Source organism: Polynucleobacter meluiroseus (genome assembly GCF_900205755.1).
Classification (GTDB): Bacteria; Pseudomonadota; Gammaproteobacteria; order Burkholderiales; family Burkholderiaceae; genus Polynucleobacter; species Polynucleobacter meluiroseus.
Map to the genome: position 1 here is coordinate 376,957 of NZ_OANS01000001.1, position 17,892 is coordinate 394,848.

At 46.2% G+C, this 17,892-nt stretch carries 19 protein-coding genes; 12 read left to right on the top strand and 7 right to left on the bottom strand.

The genetic code is table 11. The annotated features are described in order from the left end of the window. The first annotated feature begins 32 nt into the window (after positions 1-32). Complete coding sequence (locus CP950_RS01900; protein WP_096672154.1) at positions 33-1,439, top strand: 3'-5' exonuclease family protein; 1,407 nt, start codon at positions 33-35, stop codon at positions 1,437-1,439. Positions 1,440-1,563: 124 nt separating this feature from the next. On the opposite strand, the gene CP950_RS01905 is transcribed toward CP950_RS01900, so the two are convergent. From CP950_RS01905 to CP950_RS01915, 3 genes are read right to left on the bottom strand one after another with little or no spacing between them, the layout of a single operon-like run. Then, positions 1,564-1,890 carry a hypothetical protein gene (locus CP950_RS01905; RefSeq protein WP_096672155.1) on the bottom strand — a complete coding sequence of 109 codons (327 nt, stop codon included), beginning with the start codon at positions 1,888-1,890 and terminating at the stop codon, positions 1,564-1,566. Between the two features lie 13 nt (positions 1,891-1,903). Then, on the bottom strand, positions 1,904-2,272 hold the full coding sequence (locus CP950_RS01910) for a DUF4149 domain-containing protein (RefSeq protein WP_096672156.1): 369 nt from the start codon (positions 2,270-2,272) through the stop codon (positions 1,904-1,906). Between the two features lie 32 nt (positions 2,273-2,304). Further along, positions 2,305-3,168, bottom strand: coding sequence for an oxygenase MpaB family protein (locus CP950_RS01915; protein ID WP_096672157.1), 864 nt, complete (start codon positions 3,166-3,168; stop codon positions 2,305-2,307). Positions 3,169-3,343: 175 nt separating this feature from the next. On the opposite strand from CP950_RS01915, the gene CP950_RS01920 reads away from it, so the two are divergent. The 4 genes from CP950_RS01920 (at position 3,344) to CP950_RS01935 (ending at position 6,146) form a co-directional block, all read left to right on the top strand. After that, positions 3,344-3,946 (top strand): nitroreductase family protein, encoded by a 603-nt coding sequence (locus tag CP950_RS01920; RefSeq protein WP_096672158.1) that lies wholly within the window; start codon positions 3,344-3,346, stop codon positions 3,944-3,946. Positions 3,947-4,055: 109 nt separating this feature from the next. Further along, positions 4,056-4,739, top strand: a complete 684-nt coding sequence (locus CP950_RS01925) for a haloacid dehalogenase type II (RefSeq protein ID WP_096672159.1) — start codon at positions 4,056-4,058, stop codon at positions 4,737-4,739. Between the two features lie 15 nt (positions 4,740-4,754). Then, positions 4,755-5,438 carry a glutathione S-transferase family protein gene (locus CP950_RS01930; RefSeq protein ID WP_096672160.1) on the top strand — a complete coding sequence of 228 codons (684 nt, stop codon included), beginning with the start codon at positions 4,755-4,757 and terminating at the stop codon, positions 5,436-5,438. 9 nt (positions 5,439-5,447) lie between these two features. Further along, positions 5,448-6,146: a glutathione S-transferase N-terminal domain-containing protein gene (locus tag CP950_RS01935; protein ID WP_096672161.1), complete on the top strand. Its 699-nt coding sequence runs from the start codon at positions 5,448-5,450 to the stop codon at positions 6,144-6,146. A gap of 42 nt (positions 6,147-6,188) precedes the next feature. Here CP950_RS01935 and CP950_RS01940 read toward each other — a convergent pair whose 3' ends face one another. Further along, a complete protein-coding gene (locus tag CP950_RS01940) occupies positions 6,189-7,490 on the bottom strand; it encodes an MFS transporter (RefSeq protein WP_096672162.1) in 1,302 nt (433 codons plus the stop codon). Between the two features lie 154 nt (positions 7,491-7,644). Here CP950_RS01940 and cyoA point away from each other — a divergent pair, with 154 nt between their 5' ends. The 7 genes from cyoA (at position 7,645) to CP950_RS01975 (ending at position 14,508) form a co-directional block, all read left to right on the top strand. Then, positions 7,645-8,685, top strand: a complete 1,041-nt coding sequence (gene cyoA / locus CP950_RS01945) for a ubiquinol oxidase subunit II (protein WP_096672163.1) — start codon at positions 7,645-7,647, stop codon at positions 8,683-8,685. A gap of 83 nt (positions 8,686-8,768) precedes the next feature. Beyond that, positions 8,769-10,772 (top strand): cytochrome o ubiquinol oxidase subunit I, encoded by a 2,004-nt coding sequence (gene cyoB / locus CP950_RS01950; RefSeq protein ID WP_096672164.1) that lies wholly within the window; start codon positions 8,769-8,771, stop codon positions 10,770-10,772. Between the two features lie 22 nt (positions 10,773-10,794). Continuing rightward, on the top strand, positions 10,795-11,400 hold the full coding sequence (gene cyoC / locus CP950_RS01955) for a cytochrome o ubiquinol oxidase subunit III (protein WP_243391883.1): 606 nt from the start codon (positions 10,795-10,797) through the stop codon (positions 11,398-11,400). After that, positions 11,397-11,783: a cytochrome o ubiquinol oxidase subunit IV gene (gene cyoD / locus CP950_RS01960; protein WP_096672166.1), complete on the top strand. Its 387-nt coding sequence runs from the start codon at positions 11,397-11,399 to the stop codon at positions 11,781-11,783. The genes cyoC and cyoD overlap by 4 nt, the downstream gene beginning before the upstream one ends. A 43-nt stretch (positions 11,784-11,826) precedes the next feature. After that, entirely contained in the window at positions 11,827-12,603 is a 777-nt protein-coding gene (locus tag CP950_RS01965) for an SURF1 family protein (RefSeq protein WP_096672167.1), read from the top strand. 65 nt (positions 12,604-12,668) lie between these two features. Then, positions 12,669-13,946 carry an ATP-binding protein gene (locus CP950_RS01970; protein ID WP_096672168.1) on the top strand — a complete coding sequence of 426 codons (1,278 nt, stop codon included), beginning with the start codon at positions 12,669-12,671 and terminating at the stop codon, positions 13,944-13,946. A gap of 4 nt (positions 13,947-13,950) precedes the next feature. Then, on the top strand, positions 13,951-14,508 hold the full coding sequence (locus CP950_RS01975; RefSeq protein ID WP_096672169.1) for a response regulator transcription factor: 558 nt from the start codon (positions 13,951-13,953) through the stop codon (positions 14,506-14,508). Between the two features lie 26 nt (positions 14,509-14,534). Here CP950_RS01975 and CP950_RS01980 read toward each other — a convergent pair whose 3' ends face one another. From CP950_RS01980 to egtD, 3 genes are read right to left on the bottom strand one after another with little or no spacing between them, the layout of a single operon-like run. After that, positions 14,535-15,686, bottom strand: coding sequence for a MalY/PatB family protein (locus tag CP950_RS01980; RefSeq protein WP_096672170.1), 1,152 nt, complete (start codon positions 15,684-15,686; stop codon positions 14,535-14,537). Then, the gene (egtB, locus tag CP950_RS01985; protein ID WP_243391884.1) at positions 15,676-16,944 is read right to left on the bottom strand and encodes an ergothioneine biosynthesis protein EgtB; all 1,269 of its coding nucleotides are present in this window, start codon (positions 16,942-16,944) and stop codon (positions 15,676-15,678) included. The genes CP950_RS01980 and egtB overlap by 11 nt, the downstream gene beginning before the upstream one ends. Beyond that, positions 16,907-17,857 carry an L-histidine N(alpha)-methyltransferase gene (gene egtD, locus CP950_RS01990; protein WP_096672171.1) on the bottom strand — a complete coding sequence of 317 codons (951 nt, stop codon included), beginning with the start codon at positions 17,855-17,857 and terminating at the stop codon, positions 16,907-16,909. Before egtD ends, egtB begins: the two co-directional genes overlap by 38 nt. Positions 17,858-17,892 lie beyond the last annotated feature (35 nt).

A 17,892-nucleotide genomic window follows, 5' to 3' on the forward strand; every position in this document is an offset into this window, starting at 1 on the left:
GCCCGAACGGATTGCTTGCTATCCTGTAGTTAATGAAAAACGCTTCTGCCGCATTTCCGACTCTCGCCTTTGTCGACATTGAGACCACGGGGTCACACTATGATCGCGATCGCATTACGGAAGTCGGCATCAAAACACTTTACCCAAATCAGGCTCAAGTTGAGATTTGGGAAAGCTTGCTTAATCCACAAGTATTCATTCCGCAAAATATTCAGAAGTTAACGGGCATTTCACCGCAAATGGTGGAGGGTCAACCAGACTTTTCTGAGCGAGCGCATGAGCTACATCGTCAGCTTGAAAATAAAGTATTTGTTGCTCACAACGCCCGATTTGACTATGGATTCTTGAAGGCCTCATTTAAACGCATTGGTATTGACTTCAAGCCCAAGGTACTGTGTACCGTCAAATTGTCTAGGCATTTATTTCCTGAGCAGAAGCGGCACAATCTCGATACCTTAATTCAGGTGCATGATCTTCAGGTTTCGGCTAGGCATCGGGCTTTGGGGGATGCAGATCTGCTACTGCAATTCTGGAAAATCTGTGAGGCTCGCTTCGGCGCTGAAAAAATGCTGGCCGCAATCGATCATGTCACTGCTAACACGAGTTTGCCAACCCATATTGATAAAGATCTTGTAAATCAAATACCGGCAAGTCCAGGCGTGTATATCTTTTATGCAGAAAATAAGATGCCTTTGTACATTGGCAAGAGTATTGATATGCGTGCTCGGGTACTCAGTCATTTTCAAGGTACCTTAACCGACCGAAAAGAAATCAAACTCTCCTTGCAAATTCGGGATATTGATTGGATCGAGACGAGTGGCGAGCTGGGCGCTTTATTGCTGGAATCGCAATTAATCAAAGAGCGTCTACCTAGTATGAACATTAAGTTACGACGCTCAAAAGACCTATGCGCATGGCAGCTTCAAGAGGGGGAGGCGGGCGCACTTGCGCCGGCACTCGTCACGCATCGTGATCTCTTGCCGGGTTTGCAAGAAAATCTTTACGGCTTGTTTTATAGCAGACGTGAAGCACAGCAATGTTTAACAGCGATCGCAAAGCGCAATCAACTCTGTGGCGTAGTTTTGGGTTTGGAAAAGCGGGTGGAGCAAAAACCCTGCTTTGCTTATCAAGTGAAGCAATGCAAGGGCGCTTGTATTGGTGCTGAAAGCATCGCAACCCACAATCTACGCTTAAAGCTAGCCTTAGAGGCTTTCAGGGTCAAGAGTTGGCCTTACGCTGGCCCCATAGCGATTGCGGAGGGTGAACAAATGCATGTCATAGATCGGTGGTGTTATTTGGGCTCAGCGATAAATCAAGATGAACTTGAAGAGCTGAGTAGCGAGGGTGAGGCGGAGTTTGATCTAGATATCTATAAAATTCTGAAGAAGAAACTGAGCAGCATTCCAAGCTCCCAAATAGTCCACCTCACCAGACCATGAGCGCACTCTTCAAACGTATCTTCATAGGCTTGCGGCGCGTCACGCTATTTTTTGATGATATTTTGAGTTTGATTAAATCAAACCTACGCTAACCCGAGCCCTCGGGCAAGCCGCCGACAGTGTTCTAGGCGCTGATTTTCGGAGCGGGCCCTAAGCAGCTCTTCATTGCTTTGTCCTCAACTACCTTTAGCCAATCTGGCTTGGCCTTGGGATCCATGACGAGTTCATTGAGCTGCTTATTAGTGGCATTTTTGCTGACAAATTCAGAGACGCAGCTGCAGTAAGACTTGAAATCAGCCTCCGTCAATGTATTACCCTTCAAGCTTTTGTGTTCAGCAAGCTGCTCTTGAGTGCAGATTTTTTGATACTCCCCATTGGGAGCTGCTGCGAAGCTTTGGCCAGCACCAGCCATCAATAAAATCATAGTTAATAACGGTAATAGTTTTTTCATGATCGCCTAAGCGTTAAATGAGAATGTAAATAAAGGCGATGAGCTGCGCTAAGTTGATTGCCACGCTAAGGCTATGCAGGATATGAAAGCGCTTTTCTTGGCCGCTATCTTTAGCGACATTAATTTGATTGGTGAGATAGAACAAGAGGAAGGCGAACAGTAGGGCGCAAATTAGCAAAATAATTAAGCTCGTTGCATTGGCGCTGAATACAGCTGCTAAGCAAGTAAGCAGGCCAAGACTTAGGTAATACTTCGGGAAAAAGCTGCGAACATATTTACTAGACCATTCGACAGGAAGCACTTTAAAAACAGTCGGGGCGACTACGACCGTAAAGAACAAAATGATGCCAGTCATTCCAGCAACAAGATAGTTTGTGAACATGGGGATCCTTCTAATAAGTTAAGGGGGTAAGGTTATTCGTAGACACGTCGATAAGAGTGGGCTGCTACGCCATCCTTAAGCGCTTCTCTCACCGGCAGAGCCATGACATTGACGCTTGTCGAAACTAAGCCGCGTTCTAATAGGTTGGGCGGCGCTCGGTGGATGAGCGGATAGACCCAAGTAGGCAGATTAAAAAACCCCGCTTTGGTAATGAGGGTGACAAAGGGCTTAGAAACCAGGTTGCTCGGAAAATCATCCAGCAATTTCACAATGCTTTGAGCCCGTTCGCCATAATGCAGTTCGCCAATATATTTTTGGATTGCTAGCTCTGTTCCTGCCAGAGTGCTGGGTAAGTCGACGGCCCCCATCTTTTCTCCCAAAACCTTCATTTCTAGAAAATATTGATCTTGTTCTTGTGGGGTCAACTTAGGCTGGCGATAGGCTTGATAGGCGCGCATAAAGCTAAGGGTCTCCGTTAAATGGACCCAAGCTAAAAGATGAGGATCTGTGGCTTGATAGGGTTTGCCAAACTCATCTACGCCGTGAATATGCTGGTGAATGGCATTGACTTTATTGATGATGGTATTTGCCATCTCAACCGACCCATAAGTAGTAGCGGCAATAAAAAAAGCAGTTCTCCCTAAACGGCCCTTAAGATCCTCTCTAAAGCTAGAGTGATCCCAAACCCCTGCTAGCGCTTGAGGATGCAAGGCCTGCAATACTAAGGAACTGATGCCCCCGATCATCATGGAGATGAAGTCAGCATGTACACGCCAGGCTATAGATTCAGGACCAAAAAGGCCTCGATCGCCTTTGGGGGTCAAAAATGCGACAGGCGGACCGCCACTACCGCCCACCATTTCACGAATGGTTTTACGAATGAAGTCATTAATCATGGATGTGGAGCGTAAAGGGCATCACGCCAATTTACAGGGTATTGAGTAATTTTGCAGGCTTGGCAAACAAATGCAGATGCAGAGAGCAGACAGACGCATGGAGCAGTTTCTTCTAAACTCACTTTTTTAATTTATTTGCTGTAGCATCAATAATCATTCGTCTAAAGAGGAAATTATGAACACATTTGATGCCATTCGCGAGCGCCGTGCGGTGAAATACTTTGACCCAGCCCACCAATTTACTGAGCAAGAGACTGATCAGTTGATGGATTTAGCGATGCAGGCCCCTTCTTCTTTTAATATTCAACACTGGCGCTTAGTCAATGTCGCAGACAAGGCCTTGAGAGCGCAACTTCGTGCGGCAGCCAATGATCAAGCGCAGGTAACCGATGCATCATTGCTTTATGTAGTGACTGTGGACATCAATGCCTGGGATGAGAATCCAGCCAGATATTGGGTTAATGCACCTAAAGAAGCCCAAGACATTTTGGTTCCTTGGATTCATCCGTTTTACGCAGGAAAAGAGCAATTACAGCGCGATGAGGCAATGCGCTCCGCAGGCATCATGTTACAAACTTTGATGCTCTCAGCCAAAGCGATGGGATACGATTCCTGCCCGATGGTCGGTTTTGATTTCGAGAAAGTAGCGGAGCTGATTCATTTACCTAAAAACTATGCAATTGCTGCCATGTTAGCCATTGGCAAATCACTCAAACCGGCTTGGCCAAAGCCAGGATTCATTCCTAAATCAGAAATGATTATTCAGAATCATTTTTAGTCTAGACTGAGTATTCCACTTTAAAGAGCAGGCGTTGTTTTGCTGGTAGGTTTAACCTGCTGTCAAACTCCACTGCTCTTTACATGACCACCTACTCACAGGAAATAATATGTACAAGTTGATCGCATTCGATGCCTATGGAACTTTGTTTGATGTGTATTCCATAGGGGAGTTGGCAGAAGAGCTCTTTCCTGGCCATGGCACGGCCTTCGCCGTGATGTGGCGCGATCGTCAAATTGAATACACCCGACTAGTCACAATGAGCGATCCCAATCCGCTTGGAAGTAAGCACTATCTTCCTTTTTGGGAATTGACGATACGTTCTTTGCGCTATGTCTGTAAAAGACTCAATTTGGACCTATCTTCGGACAATGAAAAACGACTCATGGATCAGTACGCCAAACTCACGGGTTTTGCAGACAGCCTAACAGTCCTCAAAACCATTCGTGAAAAAGGCATTGCCACCGCCATTCTGTCTAACGGCAGCCGAGAGATGTTGAATACCGTCGTAGAAAGTAATGGCCTTAAGCCCTATTTAGATAAGGTGGTTACAGTTGAAGACATTCGCTTATTTAAAACCGCACCTCAAGCGTACGAATTGCTACTAAAAGCCTTCCCCGTAAAAAAAGAAGAAATCTTATTTGTTTCTAGTAATGCTTGGGATGCTTTGGCGGCCAAGTGGTTTGGCTTTGATGTGTTTTGGGTTAATCGCTTGGCTCATCCCTATGAAGAGATTGGCGAGCAGCCTAACTTTGAAGGTAATTCGTTAACAAAAGTACTCGATATTATTTAAATAAAGGATTTTTGCATGCTTAAGCTCTACTATCACCCCTCACCTAATCCAGCAAAGGTGGCTTTGTATCTTGAGGAAACAAAAACCCCTTATGAGATTGTTGTCACCGATACGCGTAAGGGGGATCAGCATGCTCCCGAGTTCAGGGCAATTAACCCCAATGGAAAAACGCCCGCCTTAGTGGATGGAGATATCAAGGTCTTTGATAGCACTGCCATCATGCTCTATTTAGGTGAGAAGGTGGGTCAATTTATGCCAGCCAAAACACCCGCAGCACATGCCGATTTCTATTCCTGGCTGATGTTTGTGGCTACGGGTATTGGCCCGTACTGCGGTCAGGCTGTCCACTTCAAGCACTTCGCTCCCGAACCTAAGGAATATGCAGTTAATCGCTATGATTTTGAAGCATGGCGCCACTGGCTTTTAATTGAAGAGCGCTTAGCTAAGCAGCCTTACATGCTTGATGCGTACGGCATCGTTGATATGTCGGTATGGGGTTGGGCTAGAGTGATTCCCTTTGTCTTGGGTGCAGATGCCTGGGAAAGACTTCCCAGCGTAAAGCGCTTACTTGATGAAATCAACGCTAAGCCAAGTGCTCAAGCGGTAGAGGCAATTAAGACGATGCATGCCTTCAAAACTGAAGTTGATGAAGATTCTAGAAAGAATCTCTTTCCTAGCAATGAACGGTTAAAGAAATAAGGCCCCATCATGATTGATCTCTATTACTGGACTACGCCTAACGGCCATAAAATTACGATGTTTTTGGAGGAGGCGCAATTGCCTTATGAGATATTTCCAATCAACATTAGTAAGGGTGAGCAATTTGCGCCTGAATTTTTGAAGATCGCCCCTAATAACCGAATTCCCGCGATTGTCGATCAGAGCCCAATAGATGGTGGCGAGCCGATTGCTGTTTTTGAGTCCGGCGCCATCTTGCTCTATTTGGCTGATAAGCTGAAACAGTTTGTGCCGCAAGACCTGAGAGGGCGTAACGTCGCCTTGGAGTGGTTGTTTTGGCAAATGGGCGGTTTAGGACCGATGGCAGGGCAGAATCATCATTTTGTTCAGTACGCTCCTGAGAAAATTCAGTATGCGATGGATCGCTACATTAAAGAAACGGCGCGCCTGTATGGCGTACTCAATAAGCACTTAGCCGATGGCAGGGAATATATTGCCGGTGAGTACTCTATCGCCGATATGGCTTGTTACCCATGGGTAGTGCCGCATGAGCGTCAGCAGCAGAAGATGACTGACTTCCCGTTCTTAACAAGCTGGTTTGAGCGTATACAAAATAGACCCGCTACGATTAAGGCTTATGCATTAGCGGCGACGATTAATACTGCGCCGACAGTAAATGAAGAGTCTAAAAAACTTTTATTTGGGCAAGACGCAAAGACAGTGAAATGAATTGATGGGGTATTACTGCCAGCATAGTAATACCCTTATCCATCAGTTTTTGGATTCAAGTGTGCGATTGACACTAAGCGCTGCCAGCGTTCCCAATGCCCCTGAGAGTAAATACACACTGACATAAGACAGGCCGAGCTCAGCCGAGAGTCCTAAAACGATTAAGGGCGCGAAGGCGGCCCCCAAGAGCCAAGCCAAGTCGGAAGTGAGGGCGGCACCCGTATAACGATACTTTCTGGGGAAGTTGGCTGTAACAGCACCTGCTGATTGCCCGTAGGAGAGTCCGAGAAGCGTGAACCCAACTAAGATAAAGATGTTCTGCTTAAAGGCCTCACCACCCATAAGGTAGGGGGCAAATTCGCTAAAAATTGCAATTAATACCGCTAGGATGCCCAGTGTTACGCGTTTACCAAAGCGATCTGCTAGCAGGCCTGAGGCAAGCACCCCTAGAAATCCGAAACCAGCTCCGACAATTTCTATTGCCAGGACGCCGCTAGCCGAGCGAGTGGAATACAGGGTGATCCAAGACAATGGAAACACTGTCACGATGTGAAATAGAGCATAACTAGCCAAGGCGGCTAAAGCACCAATAATGAGGTTGTACTTTTCGTGCTTAACCACATCAATCGCATTTACGGGCTCAAGTTTGAATTCTTCTTGGTAATGGGCATATTCTTTGGTGGAAATCATACGCAAACGCGCGAAAAGAGCCACTACATTGATGGTAAAGGCCACATAAAAGGGATAGCGCCAGCCCCAATCTAAAAAGTCAGCAGAAGAGAGATCGGTAAGAAGGTAGTAAAAAATACCGGCGGCAATGGCAAACCCAACTGGTGCCCCTAGCTGACCTAGCATTCCATACCAACCGCGTTTGTTCTTAGGTGCATTGAGCGCCAAGAGAGTTGGTAGGCCATCCCAAGTACCCCCAAGGGCAATGCCTTGACCAGTTCTGAGCAGCCCTAGAAAGATAATGGCCGCGAAACCGATATTTTTATAGGTGGGTAAGAAAGCGATGCCGGCAGTGCAAAACCCCAATAAAAATAGGGCTGCAACCAATTTAGTCTCACGGCTATATTGCCGCTGAATATTAATAAAGGCGAAGGTGCCTATCGGCCTAGCAATGAAGGCAAAGGAAAAGATCACAAAGGAGAGGAGCATTGCGTTGAGTTGGCTCTCGAACGGGAAAAAGACGCTAGGGAATACCAAAACTGAGGCGATAGCATAGACAAAGAAGTCGAAATATTCAGATGCTCTGGCAATCATTACCCCAATGGCAATTTCACCAGGTGAAATGTGGTGTATGTCTTCGGCACGTGATTGAAGGGGGAGGGTGGAAGTCGTCATTGCTAGCCTATCAAGTAAAATGTCCCATTACAGCTTGGCCTGGGTCTGCCAAAAGTGGGACAAATTGTCCCATCTCCATTTATTACTACTACTTTCACTTTAGCATGTGAAAACTGTCCATAAGTGCATTTCTTTTAGTAGATTTCCCTAATATATGACTCGAAAACTAAGCTTACTCGCCTTATTGCCCTTGCTAGCCTTATTAAACGGTTGCAAGATGGTGGTGTTGTTTCCTTCTGGCGATATCGCTAGGCAGCAAAGCCATTTGCTTTTAGTAGCCACCTGCTTGATGCTGATTGTGATCGTGCCGGTCATCGTCATGACTATCGTGTTTGCTTGGCGCTATCGGGCTTCAAATCAGGATGCGGTTTATGAGCCAGACTGGAATCACTCAACTAAGCTCGAGTTCGTCATTTGGGGTGGGCCATTACTGATTATTATCGCGCTGGGTTTAGTGACCTGGATTACCACTCACACCCTTGATCCTTATCGTCCACTCGATCGCATCAGCGCAAACCAACCCATTCCTGCCGACGTGAAGCCAATTACTGTCGAAGTAGTCGCTTTGGATTGGAAATGGCTCTTTATTTATCCTGAGTATGGTTTTGCGACTGTCAACGAACTTGCTGCCCCAGTCAATGTACCCATCCGTTTCAAGATTACCGCCTCGAACGTCATGAACTCTTTCTTCATCCCTTCGTTAGCAGGGCAAATTTATGCCATGCCAGGTATGGAGACCAAATTGCATGCTGTCATGAATGAGCCTGGCGAATACGAAGGTTTCTCTTCTAACTATAGTGGTGCTGGTTATTCCCACATGCGCTTTAAGTTCCTTGGTTTATCTCAGCCTGATTTTGATAAATGGGTACAAGCAGGCAAGGCGAGCAAGAACGCCTTATCAAGAGAGAGTTATTTAGAGCTTGTAAAACCTTCCATTAAGGATCCAGTGAGCTTTTATGGCTCCGTCTCACCTGAACTTTATGACGCAGTGATTAACCGTTGTGTTGACAGTAAAGATATGTGCCAAAACCAAATGATGGCGATTGATGCCAAAGGTGGTCTTGGTTTAGGTGGAATTGATGCGTTGGCCTCTAAGCCCTCGCCTTATGCCTCGATGTTTGATGGCTCCTCCTTGAAAAAGCAGGTTGTTGTTTCTCAGCTTTGTACTGCACAGGAGAATACTTTCCGTGAATAGCAATTGTGTTGCCCAGCTTACTTGCACCAGTGCGTCTGTAATGAGCGCTGTCTTCGGATTTAACTCTATTTCTAGAAACTACTATGTTTGCTAATTTAAATCTCACCCAGTTAATTTTTGGCCGCCTAACCTTGGATGCCATTCCGTACCACGAGCCTATTTTGGTGGTTACCTTTTTGGTAGTGGCATTGGGCGGTATCTCCGTCGTGGGCGCGATGACTTACTTTAAGTTGTGGATGCCTTTCTGGCGTGACTGGGTCACCAGTATTGATCACAAACGTATTGGCATCATGTACATCGTATTGGGCATGATCATGATGATTCGCGGTGTTGCAGACGCTTTGTTAATGCGTTTACAGCAAGTAATGTCAGTGGGCGATTCGGCCGGCTTCCTCCCTCCTCATCACTATGACCAGCTCTTTACGGTGCATGGCGTGATCATGATTTTCTTCGTTGCCATGCCATTTGTTACTGGCCTCATGAACTATGTAGTTCCACTGCAAATTGGGGCGCGTGACGTAGCCTTTCCATTCTTAAACAACTTCAGTTTTTGGATGACGGCAATGGGCGCTGTATTGATTATGGCCTCCTTGTTTGTTGGTGAGTTTGCTCAAACTGGTTGGTTGGCTTACCCACCACTCTCCGGCATACTGGCCAGCCCGAACGTGGGTGTGGACTATTGGATATGGTCTTTGCAAATAGCGGGCGTGGGAACCTTGTTGTCTGGTATCAATTTAATTGTGACCATCGTGAAGATGCGCGCTCCTGGCATGTCCATGATGAAGATGCCAATTTTTACTTGGACTGCCTTGTGCACCAACGTACTTATCGTGGCTGCTTTTCCAGTCTTGACCGCTGTGTTAGCGATGTTGACCTTAGATCGCTATTTGGGGACCAACTTCTTTACTTATGATCTTGGCGGCAACGCGATGATGTATGTGAACTTGATTTGGATCTGGGGCCATCCAGAGGTATACATTCTGATTCTGCCTATTTTCGGTGTGTTTTCTGAAATCGTTCCTACGTTTACTGGCAAGCGACTCTTTGGTTACACCTCTATGGTGTATGCAACTGTAGTGATTACCATCTTGTCCTACCTTGTTTGGTTACATCACTTCTTCACGATGGGTTCCGGAGCGAGTGTGAACTCCTTCTTCGGCATCACAACGATGATTATTTCGATCCCAACGGGCGCGAAGATTTTCAACTGGCTCTTTACTATGTACCGTGGCCGCATCCGCTTCGAGCTGCCAATGCTGTGGACCATCGCCTTTATCTTGACATTCGTGATCGGCGGCATGACTGGTGTTTTGTTAGCGGTACCAGCTGCTGACTTTGTCTTGCATAACAGCCTATTTTTAGTGGCTCACTTCCATAACGTAATTATTGGCGGCGTTGTTTTCGGAGCCTTAGCTGGTATCACATACTGGTTTCCTAAAGCGTTTGGCTTCAAGCTTGAGCGTACTTGGGGTATCCGTTCTTTCTGGCTGTGGACGGTCGGCTTCTATCTCGCCTTTATGCCTTTGTATGTCTTGGGCCTAATGGGTGTGACTCGTCGCTTGAGTCATTTCGAAGATCCTGCGTTGCAAATCTGGCTGATCATTGCGGGCATTGGCGCTGTGATGATTTTCAGCGGCATCATTTGCTTCATCATTCAGATTGTCGTCAGCATCTTCAAACGTGAATCCTTGCGTGACTTCACAGGGGATCCTTGGGACGCAAGAACATTGGAGTGGTCAACTTCTTCTCCACCTCCAGCATATAACTTCGCCTTTACTCCAAAGGTCCATGACTTAGACGCCTGGGCTGAGATGAAGAAAGAGGGCTATGTTCGTCCGCAGTCAGGATTTAGACCTATTCACATGCCAAAAAATACGGCTGCGGGTTTCATTATTTCTGCACTGAGCGCGGTGTGTGGTTTCGCTCTAATCTGGCATATGTGGCCACTGGCAATCCTGTCTTTCGTTTCCACCTTAGTTGCTGTCATCGTTCATACGTTTAATTACAAGCGCGATTACTACATTCCTGAATCTGAGGTAGCGCAAACCGAGGCAGCAAGAACCGTACTATTGGCAAGCCATGTCTGATCATTTAACTACTCCTACCACTATGAGCCCAACTGATATCAGTTCTAAATTTTATGTTCTTGAGGATCACCCCGAGAACGGCTCGCTGTTGGGCTTTTGGCTCTACTTAATGAGCGACTGTCTGATTTTTGCCTGCCTATTTGCAACCTACGCCGTGCTTGGACGCAACTATGCAGCGGGTCCGTCGGGAGCAGACTTATTCAGCCTGCCATTGGTCGCAGTGAATACAGGCCTGCTCTTGGTCTCTTCGATCACCTACGGCTTTGCCATGTTGCAAATGCAAAAAAGAAGTATGAGCAACACCTTGGTTTGGTTAGCGATTACTGGCATATTGGGTGCAGGCTTTCTTTCTTTAGAGCTCTATGAGTTCATGCATTTGATTGAGGAAGGCGCTGGTCCTGGCCGCAGTGGATTTTTAACCGCGTTCTTTGCGCTGGTGGGCACCCACGGCCTACACGTGACCTTCGGCATTATGTGGCTGGTGATCTTGATGGTGCAATTGAAGATGCATGGCTTTAGTGCCGCTAATCAGCGTCGTTTAATGTGCTTATCGATGTTCTGGCACTTCTTAGACGTCATCTGGATTGGTGTGTTTACCTTTGTGTATTTGATGGGAGTTCAATCATGAGTGTTCATGAAATTAATCACGGCGCAGACGCTGGTCACGAAAGTCACGAACATCATGGCGGCAGCATGTCTGATTACGTTAAGGGGTTCATATTTTCTGTGATCTTGACGGCCATTCCTTTTGCCTTGGTGATGGGTAAGGTATTTTCAGATAGCAAAACTACCATTGCTATTATTCTTGCCTTTGCATTTGTGCAAGTCTTAGTGCACATGCGCTACTTCTTGCACATGAGCGGAAAGTCTGAAGGCGGTTGGACTATTTTGGCCCTGATCTTCACTGTTACGCTCGTGGTCATTATGTTCTCAGGCTCAGTCTGGGTGATGTATCACCTTGATACCAACATGATGCCTAGTCATGTGCCAGCTAAACATGAAATGCCGTAATACCTCAAACTTAATCATTTCGTATTTCGGAAACTGAAACCAAATGAATGCAGTAGACGGTAGCAGTGAGAGCGCTCCAAAATCAAAAGCCCAGAAATTTATTTTTTTGGGCTTTTTGTTCTGTGCATTCATTGGCTTTATAGGCTTAGGTACTTGGCAAATTTACCGCCTGCAATGGAAGAATCAACTCATTGAGAGTGTTGAGCAACGTATACATGCACAAGCTTTGCCAGCACCTGATGCAAGTGAGTGGTCAAGGATAACGGCTGCTCAAGATGCATATCGGCATATCTCTGCCAGCGGCCTTCTATTAAGCGCCCACTCGGTGGCGGTGCAGGCAACTACGGAGCTGGGCCCAGGATTTTGGTTGCTCACGCCACTAAAGCAAGCCAATGGCACGATTATTTATATTAATCGTGGCTTTATTAAGTCAGGACACCCCGATCTTAAGCCGGAGACCAATCGCTCCCAAGAGCAAGTCCAGTTCACAGGATTACTACGTATCAGCGAACCCAAAGGGGGATTCCTACGCACAAATGATCCTGTCAATAATCGCTGGTATTCAAGGGATATTGAAGCAATAGCCAATACCGCTAATTTACAGCGGGTTGCACCTTTCTTTATGGATGCGCAAAAGGCTGAAAACTCAAAAGATGGAGTGGCATTTACAGTCGGTCCTGACGACCCTGTGATGGGTTTAACGGTAGTGCATTTCCCCAATAGCCATCTGGTCTACGCCATTACTTGGTTCGCCTTGGCCCTGATGGTTTTGATTGCTTACTGGCGAATTTTCTTGCTCCGAGCAAGCAGCGATTCTTAAAGATCAATCCAATATTCTCATAAGCAGTTACATTAGAGCTTTCCATTGATTGGTAATTAGGAATTATGGAGTTTAAAAGTCTAGAAGAGCTGGCTGGCCATAAGAATATGCGCCAGTTAATTCAGTTGCGCTGGGTGGCAATTTTTGGCCAAGCGCTGACGATTGCCATAGTGCACTTCGTATTTAAGGTTGATCTCTCGCTGCCGCCAATGTTGGAGGTACTTGCTGGCTTACTGGCATTCAATATTGGCTGTCAATTACGCTGGCATGACCGCAAGGTGGTGACTAATCGGGAATTATTTCTTTCCTTATGTGTTGACGTAGCAGCCCTGACCTTGCAGTTGTATTTCAGCGGAGGCATTACTAATCCATTTGTTTTCCTCTACCTGATGCAGATTGTTCTGAGCGGCATCCTGCTGGATTTTAAGGCGGCACTTGCCATTTTGGCGGCATCGATTGGCTGTGTTTTAGGCCTTGTTTTATTTTCTCAGCCGCTCGATTTGCCCATGAATCATCAGTTGGGTTTCTCCAGCCTGTATATCCAAGGCACCATCATTTGCTTCACGCTGAATGCGGTACTCCTCACTTTATTTATTCAGCGTATTCGTTCTAATCTGCGCGATCGAGATGCTGAGATCAGTCAGATTCAATTTCAGGCGGCTGAGGAGCGGCATATTATCCGCATGGCCTTACTCGCCTCTGGAGCTGCGCATGAGCTGGGAACTCCTTTGGCTACTCTATCGATCATTCTTGGGGACTGGTGCAGAATGCCCGAGCTTGCGCGCAATCAAGTCGTGCAATCAGACATAGCGGAGATGCAAACCCAATTGCAACGGTGTAAATCAATCCTCACTGGTGTGTTGATGTCTGCAGGTGAGACGCGTGGCGAAGAATCGCTGAAAACGACCATGAAGGGATTTTTGGATTCTGTGGTGGCTGAGTGGAGAGAGTCTCGCCGTGTTGTGGACTTTGAATATCTCAACGGCTTTAACGGTGATGATATTGCCGTTGTTTCAGACACCACGATCAAACAGATGATTGTGAACGTCCTCAATAATGCTTTAGACGCCTCGCCAAATTGGGTAAAGCTCGAAGCCTCAAGAGAAGATGGCTTTTTAAAGGTAGTCGTCACAGATGCGGGAGCAGGTTTTGATCCGCAAATATTGGCGCAATTCGGTAATATTTATCAATCCACCAAAGGACAGTTGGGCGGTGGCCTTGGTTTATTCTTAGTAATTAAGGTGGCCGATGAGTTGGGGGGCACTGTGAACGTACAAAACCTACCAACCGGTGGTGCACAGGTAACTTTATTCATCCCTCTTGAATCGATTCAGTTGGAGTAAGGCGATGGATATCCAAACAATAGAAACGAAATCAGAGCGTTTACTCGTGATTGTTGAGGACGATGCGATTCTGTCACGCACTTTAGGGCGCTCCTTTGAGCGGCGTGGCTATAAGGTATTGTTGGCATCGAATCTAGAAGACTTAGAAGTCGTGTTGCATCAACATAAACCGGATTATGCGGTAGTGGATTTGAAGCTAAACGACAATGCTTCGGGTTTAGATTGCATCAAAAAACTTCATGCGCGTCACGATGGCATGCTGATAGTAGTCCTCACTGGATTTGCCAGTATTGGCACAGCCGTTGAGGCAATTAAATTAGGCGCTTGCCATTATTTAGCAAAGCCTTCAAATACCGACGATATTGAAGCTGCCTTTGGTCACGTTGCAGGTCAAACTCTGAATGTTACGGAGCGGCAAACTACCTCGATTAAAACTTTAGAGTGGGAACACATCCATGATGTGTTGGCTCAGACGGGCTTTAATGTTTCTGAAGCTGCGAGGCGCCTTGGCATGCATCGTCGTACTTTAGCGCGCAAGATTGAGAAGAAACGCATTCAGTAAAGCAAGTAGCAGGGAAGACGAGTTGCTTATGTCGTGGAGGCTTTTTGAAGTATCTCTAATGCTTGTACTAGACGTGTTCTTTGCGTGCCGAAATTGAGGCGAATAAATTGATCATTTCCAAATTGACTTCCGAGCGAGCAGGCGAGACCTGCATCTAAAAAGAGTTGGTGAGGATTGGGGCTCTTTAGATGCGTGCAATCGATCCACGCTAGATAGCTTGCCTCTAACTTACTGATCGATAAGCTAGGGATAGATTCAATTGCCGCAAGTAGGCAATTGCGATTTATCCTCAGATAATCAAGGAGTGCTTGCCTCCAGGGCTCACCATGCTCGATAGCAGCTACAGTAGCGGTGTAAGCAAAAATACCAGGCTCCGGAATAGTCTGATGCAAGCCGACTTGCATTGCTTTTCTTAAAAAGGGATTCTCCGACACAGCCCATGCTAAGCCGATGCCGGGGTAGTTAAAGGTCTTGTTCAGTGACATGAGAGTTACCGTCCGCTGAGACACCTCAGAGCTCAAACTGGCAATCGGTATGTGGCGTTGATCTTCATCAAGAATCAGGCCTGCATGAATTTCATCAGAACAAATCCATAAATTGTTATCAAGACAATATTGAGCAAAGTGCTTTAACTCTGCCTCTGTAAATACTGTGGAGCCTGGATTTTGAGGATTGCAAAAGAGGGCGAGCTTGGGCGGGTACTTGCCTGCCTGAGTTTTAATTGCTTGTACAAGATTGTTCGGATAGACCCAGCGATTTTCAAGAAGCTCTAAAGGGAGTTCGCGATATTCTCGACCAGCTTCAGTGCAGGCGAGTTTAAAGTGATGATAAATGGGCTGCGGAATCACGACGCTCTCGTTTGCGCTAGTGAGTTGTTGTACTGCCGTATACAAGCCTGATACAACGCTCGGCAAAATCACAATCCAATCGGGATCTACGCGCCATTGATATTGTTGAAATAGGTAATTGGCGATGATTTCATTCAATTGATTTGGACTATGGGTGTAGCCAAAAATGCCGTGCTGCACCCGCTCTTGCAGAGCCTCTAAAATACAGGGTGGCGAAGCAAAGTCCATATCGGCAACCCATAGCGGAAGCACTTTATCTTCTTCATACTTATCCCAACGCACAGAATCGGTTTGATAGCGATTCTGTGGTTTATCAAAATCAAATGCCATCTTTTGCAAGCCTTAAGCCAGTCATTTGCCAGCGCGTGGGGGCTGGGAAAAAATTGCGGTATGTATTTCTAGAGTGACCAGGCGTAGTGTATGCCGAGCTACCGCGCAGCACCATTTGATTGACCATGAACTTCCCGTTGTATTCTCCGGCGATACCGCTCCACGGCTGATAACCTGGGTAGGCACTGTAACTACTTGAGGTCCACTGCCAAACCTCTCCAAATAGATTTAGGGCTAACTTAGGCTTGACCTGACTTAGCGCTTCCCACTCAAATTCAGTCGGCAGGCGAGCGCCGGCGTAGTGTGAAATACGTTGACTGGCCCAACGTGCAAAAGCATCGGCCTCAAAATAACTCACATTACAAACTGGTGCCTGCGGATTAAGCGGGAGATTGCCCTTGAGGGAGAATTGACAGTATTTCTGAGTCTCGGAATTGAGGTTCCAGTACAGGGGCGCAGAAATGCTTTCACTTTTTACCCAAGCCCATCCAGCGTCTAGCCACCAGCGTGCATCTTGATAACCGCCATCCTCAATAAATGCGTCCCACTCTGCATTACTAACGAGAATGTTGGAAATTGAATGGGTTTGATTGAAGGCGGTATGGGATGGGCTCTCATTATCAAAATGAAATTCCTCACCGCTGTAGCCAATGTTGACCAACCCCGAGGCCCCTTCAAGCCATTTGAATTCATACTCTGGGGCTGCTGATACGTGTTGGCTTTCAGAGTAAATGGGTAGTAAAGCATTCTGAAAAAAGAGATGCTGAATGTCGGTTAACAATAGTTCTTGATGTTGCTGTTCATGGCTGATGCCAATCTCAACTAGCTTCTGTAATTCTTGGGAATGATTCTTTTTTAAAAGAAGGTTCACTCGCTCATTAATATTATTGCGCCAAACTAGCACTTCGCCTAGGGAAGGGCGGGTAAGCAAGCCCCGCTGATGACGCGGGTGTTTATCGCCTATGCCGTTGTAATAACTATTAAAAAGGATGGCAAAGGCAGGATTCCAATACTGGAAATTGTCCTCAAACGGCTTAAGAACCATCACCTCATAAAACCAAGTGACGTGAGCTAAATGCCACTTCGCTGGGCTTGCATCCTCCATAGATTGCGCCTGACAGTCCTCTGGACTTAAAGGCTCAATTAGTTTGACTGAATGGGCTCTAGAAGCGTTAAACGCTTTGATAAGGGCATCCATAGAGTCGAATTCTGTTGGAGTCTTATTGGGCATAGATAACGGCAAAATATTGGTTTGCATCGGTCCAGATTTTCAGACAATGAAAACCTGCTCGATTGAGCATTTCCTGCAGAGATTCAAGGCTGTATTTATGGGAATGCTCCGTATGAATTCTTTCCCCTTTTTTAAAGGAGCGTGTATTGCCAGGCCAAGTAACTAAGACTTCTTTATTGGCCTCGAGGTAAAGTTCCACCCGCATCTCTTCATGGTTTATTTCGACAATATGCTCAAAATCGCGAATATCAAAATTAGAACCAAGATGAGAATTCACTGATCTGAGAATATTTAAATTGAACGCTGCGGTAATTTTTAGTGGGTCATCGTAGGCGGCCAACAAGACCTCATCAGCCTTCATTAAATCAATGCCGATAAATAGGCCGCCACCTGCAGTGTGCGCCCAAATTTCTCTCAATAATTTTTCAGCTTCGGGAGTCACAAAATTGCCAATGCTTGAGCCTGGATAAAAGAAGATGCGCGAAGTTGTCGAAACAGTGTCGGGAATATTTAATTGCTGTGTAAAGTCCATCCCAATGCCCGCCATACTGATCCGCGGATATTTATTTTGCAGTTTGCTTAAAGCATCGGTGAGATATTCAACCGAAAAATCAATCGCTAAATACGAGGCTGGTTCAATAGCGTCAAAGAGAAATTCTGCTTTTTGACAGTTGCCTGCGCCAAGATCAATTAAGGTGCCTTGTTTTCCGAGTGCTTGAATGATTTCATCTCGATTCTGGAGCAGAATATTTTTTTCGGTATTGGTTGGGTAGTACTCTGGCAATAAGGTAATCGCCGTGAAAAGATGTGATCCCAGCGGATCATAAAGAAATTTAGGAGAAATACTCGCATTGCTTTCAAGTAGTCCGGACGCAATTTCATTAAAAAAGTCCTGCTGGTGTTCTGATGGCGTATCTTCTAAAAAAACGGGCTTTTGCATGAATGATCGTTAACTATGTGGACTGAAAAGTGATC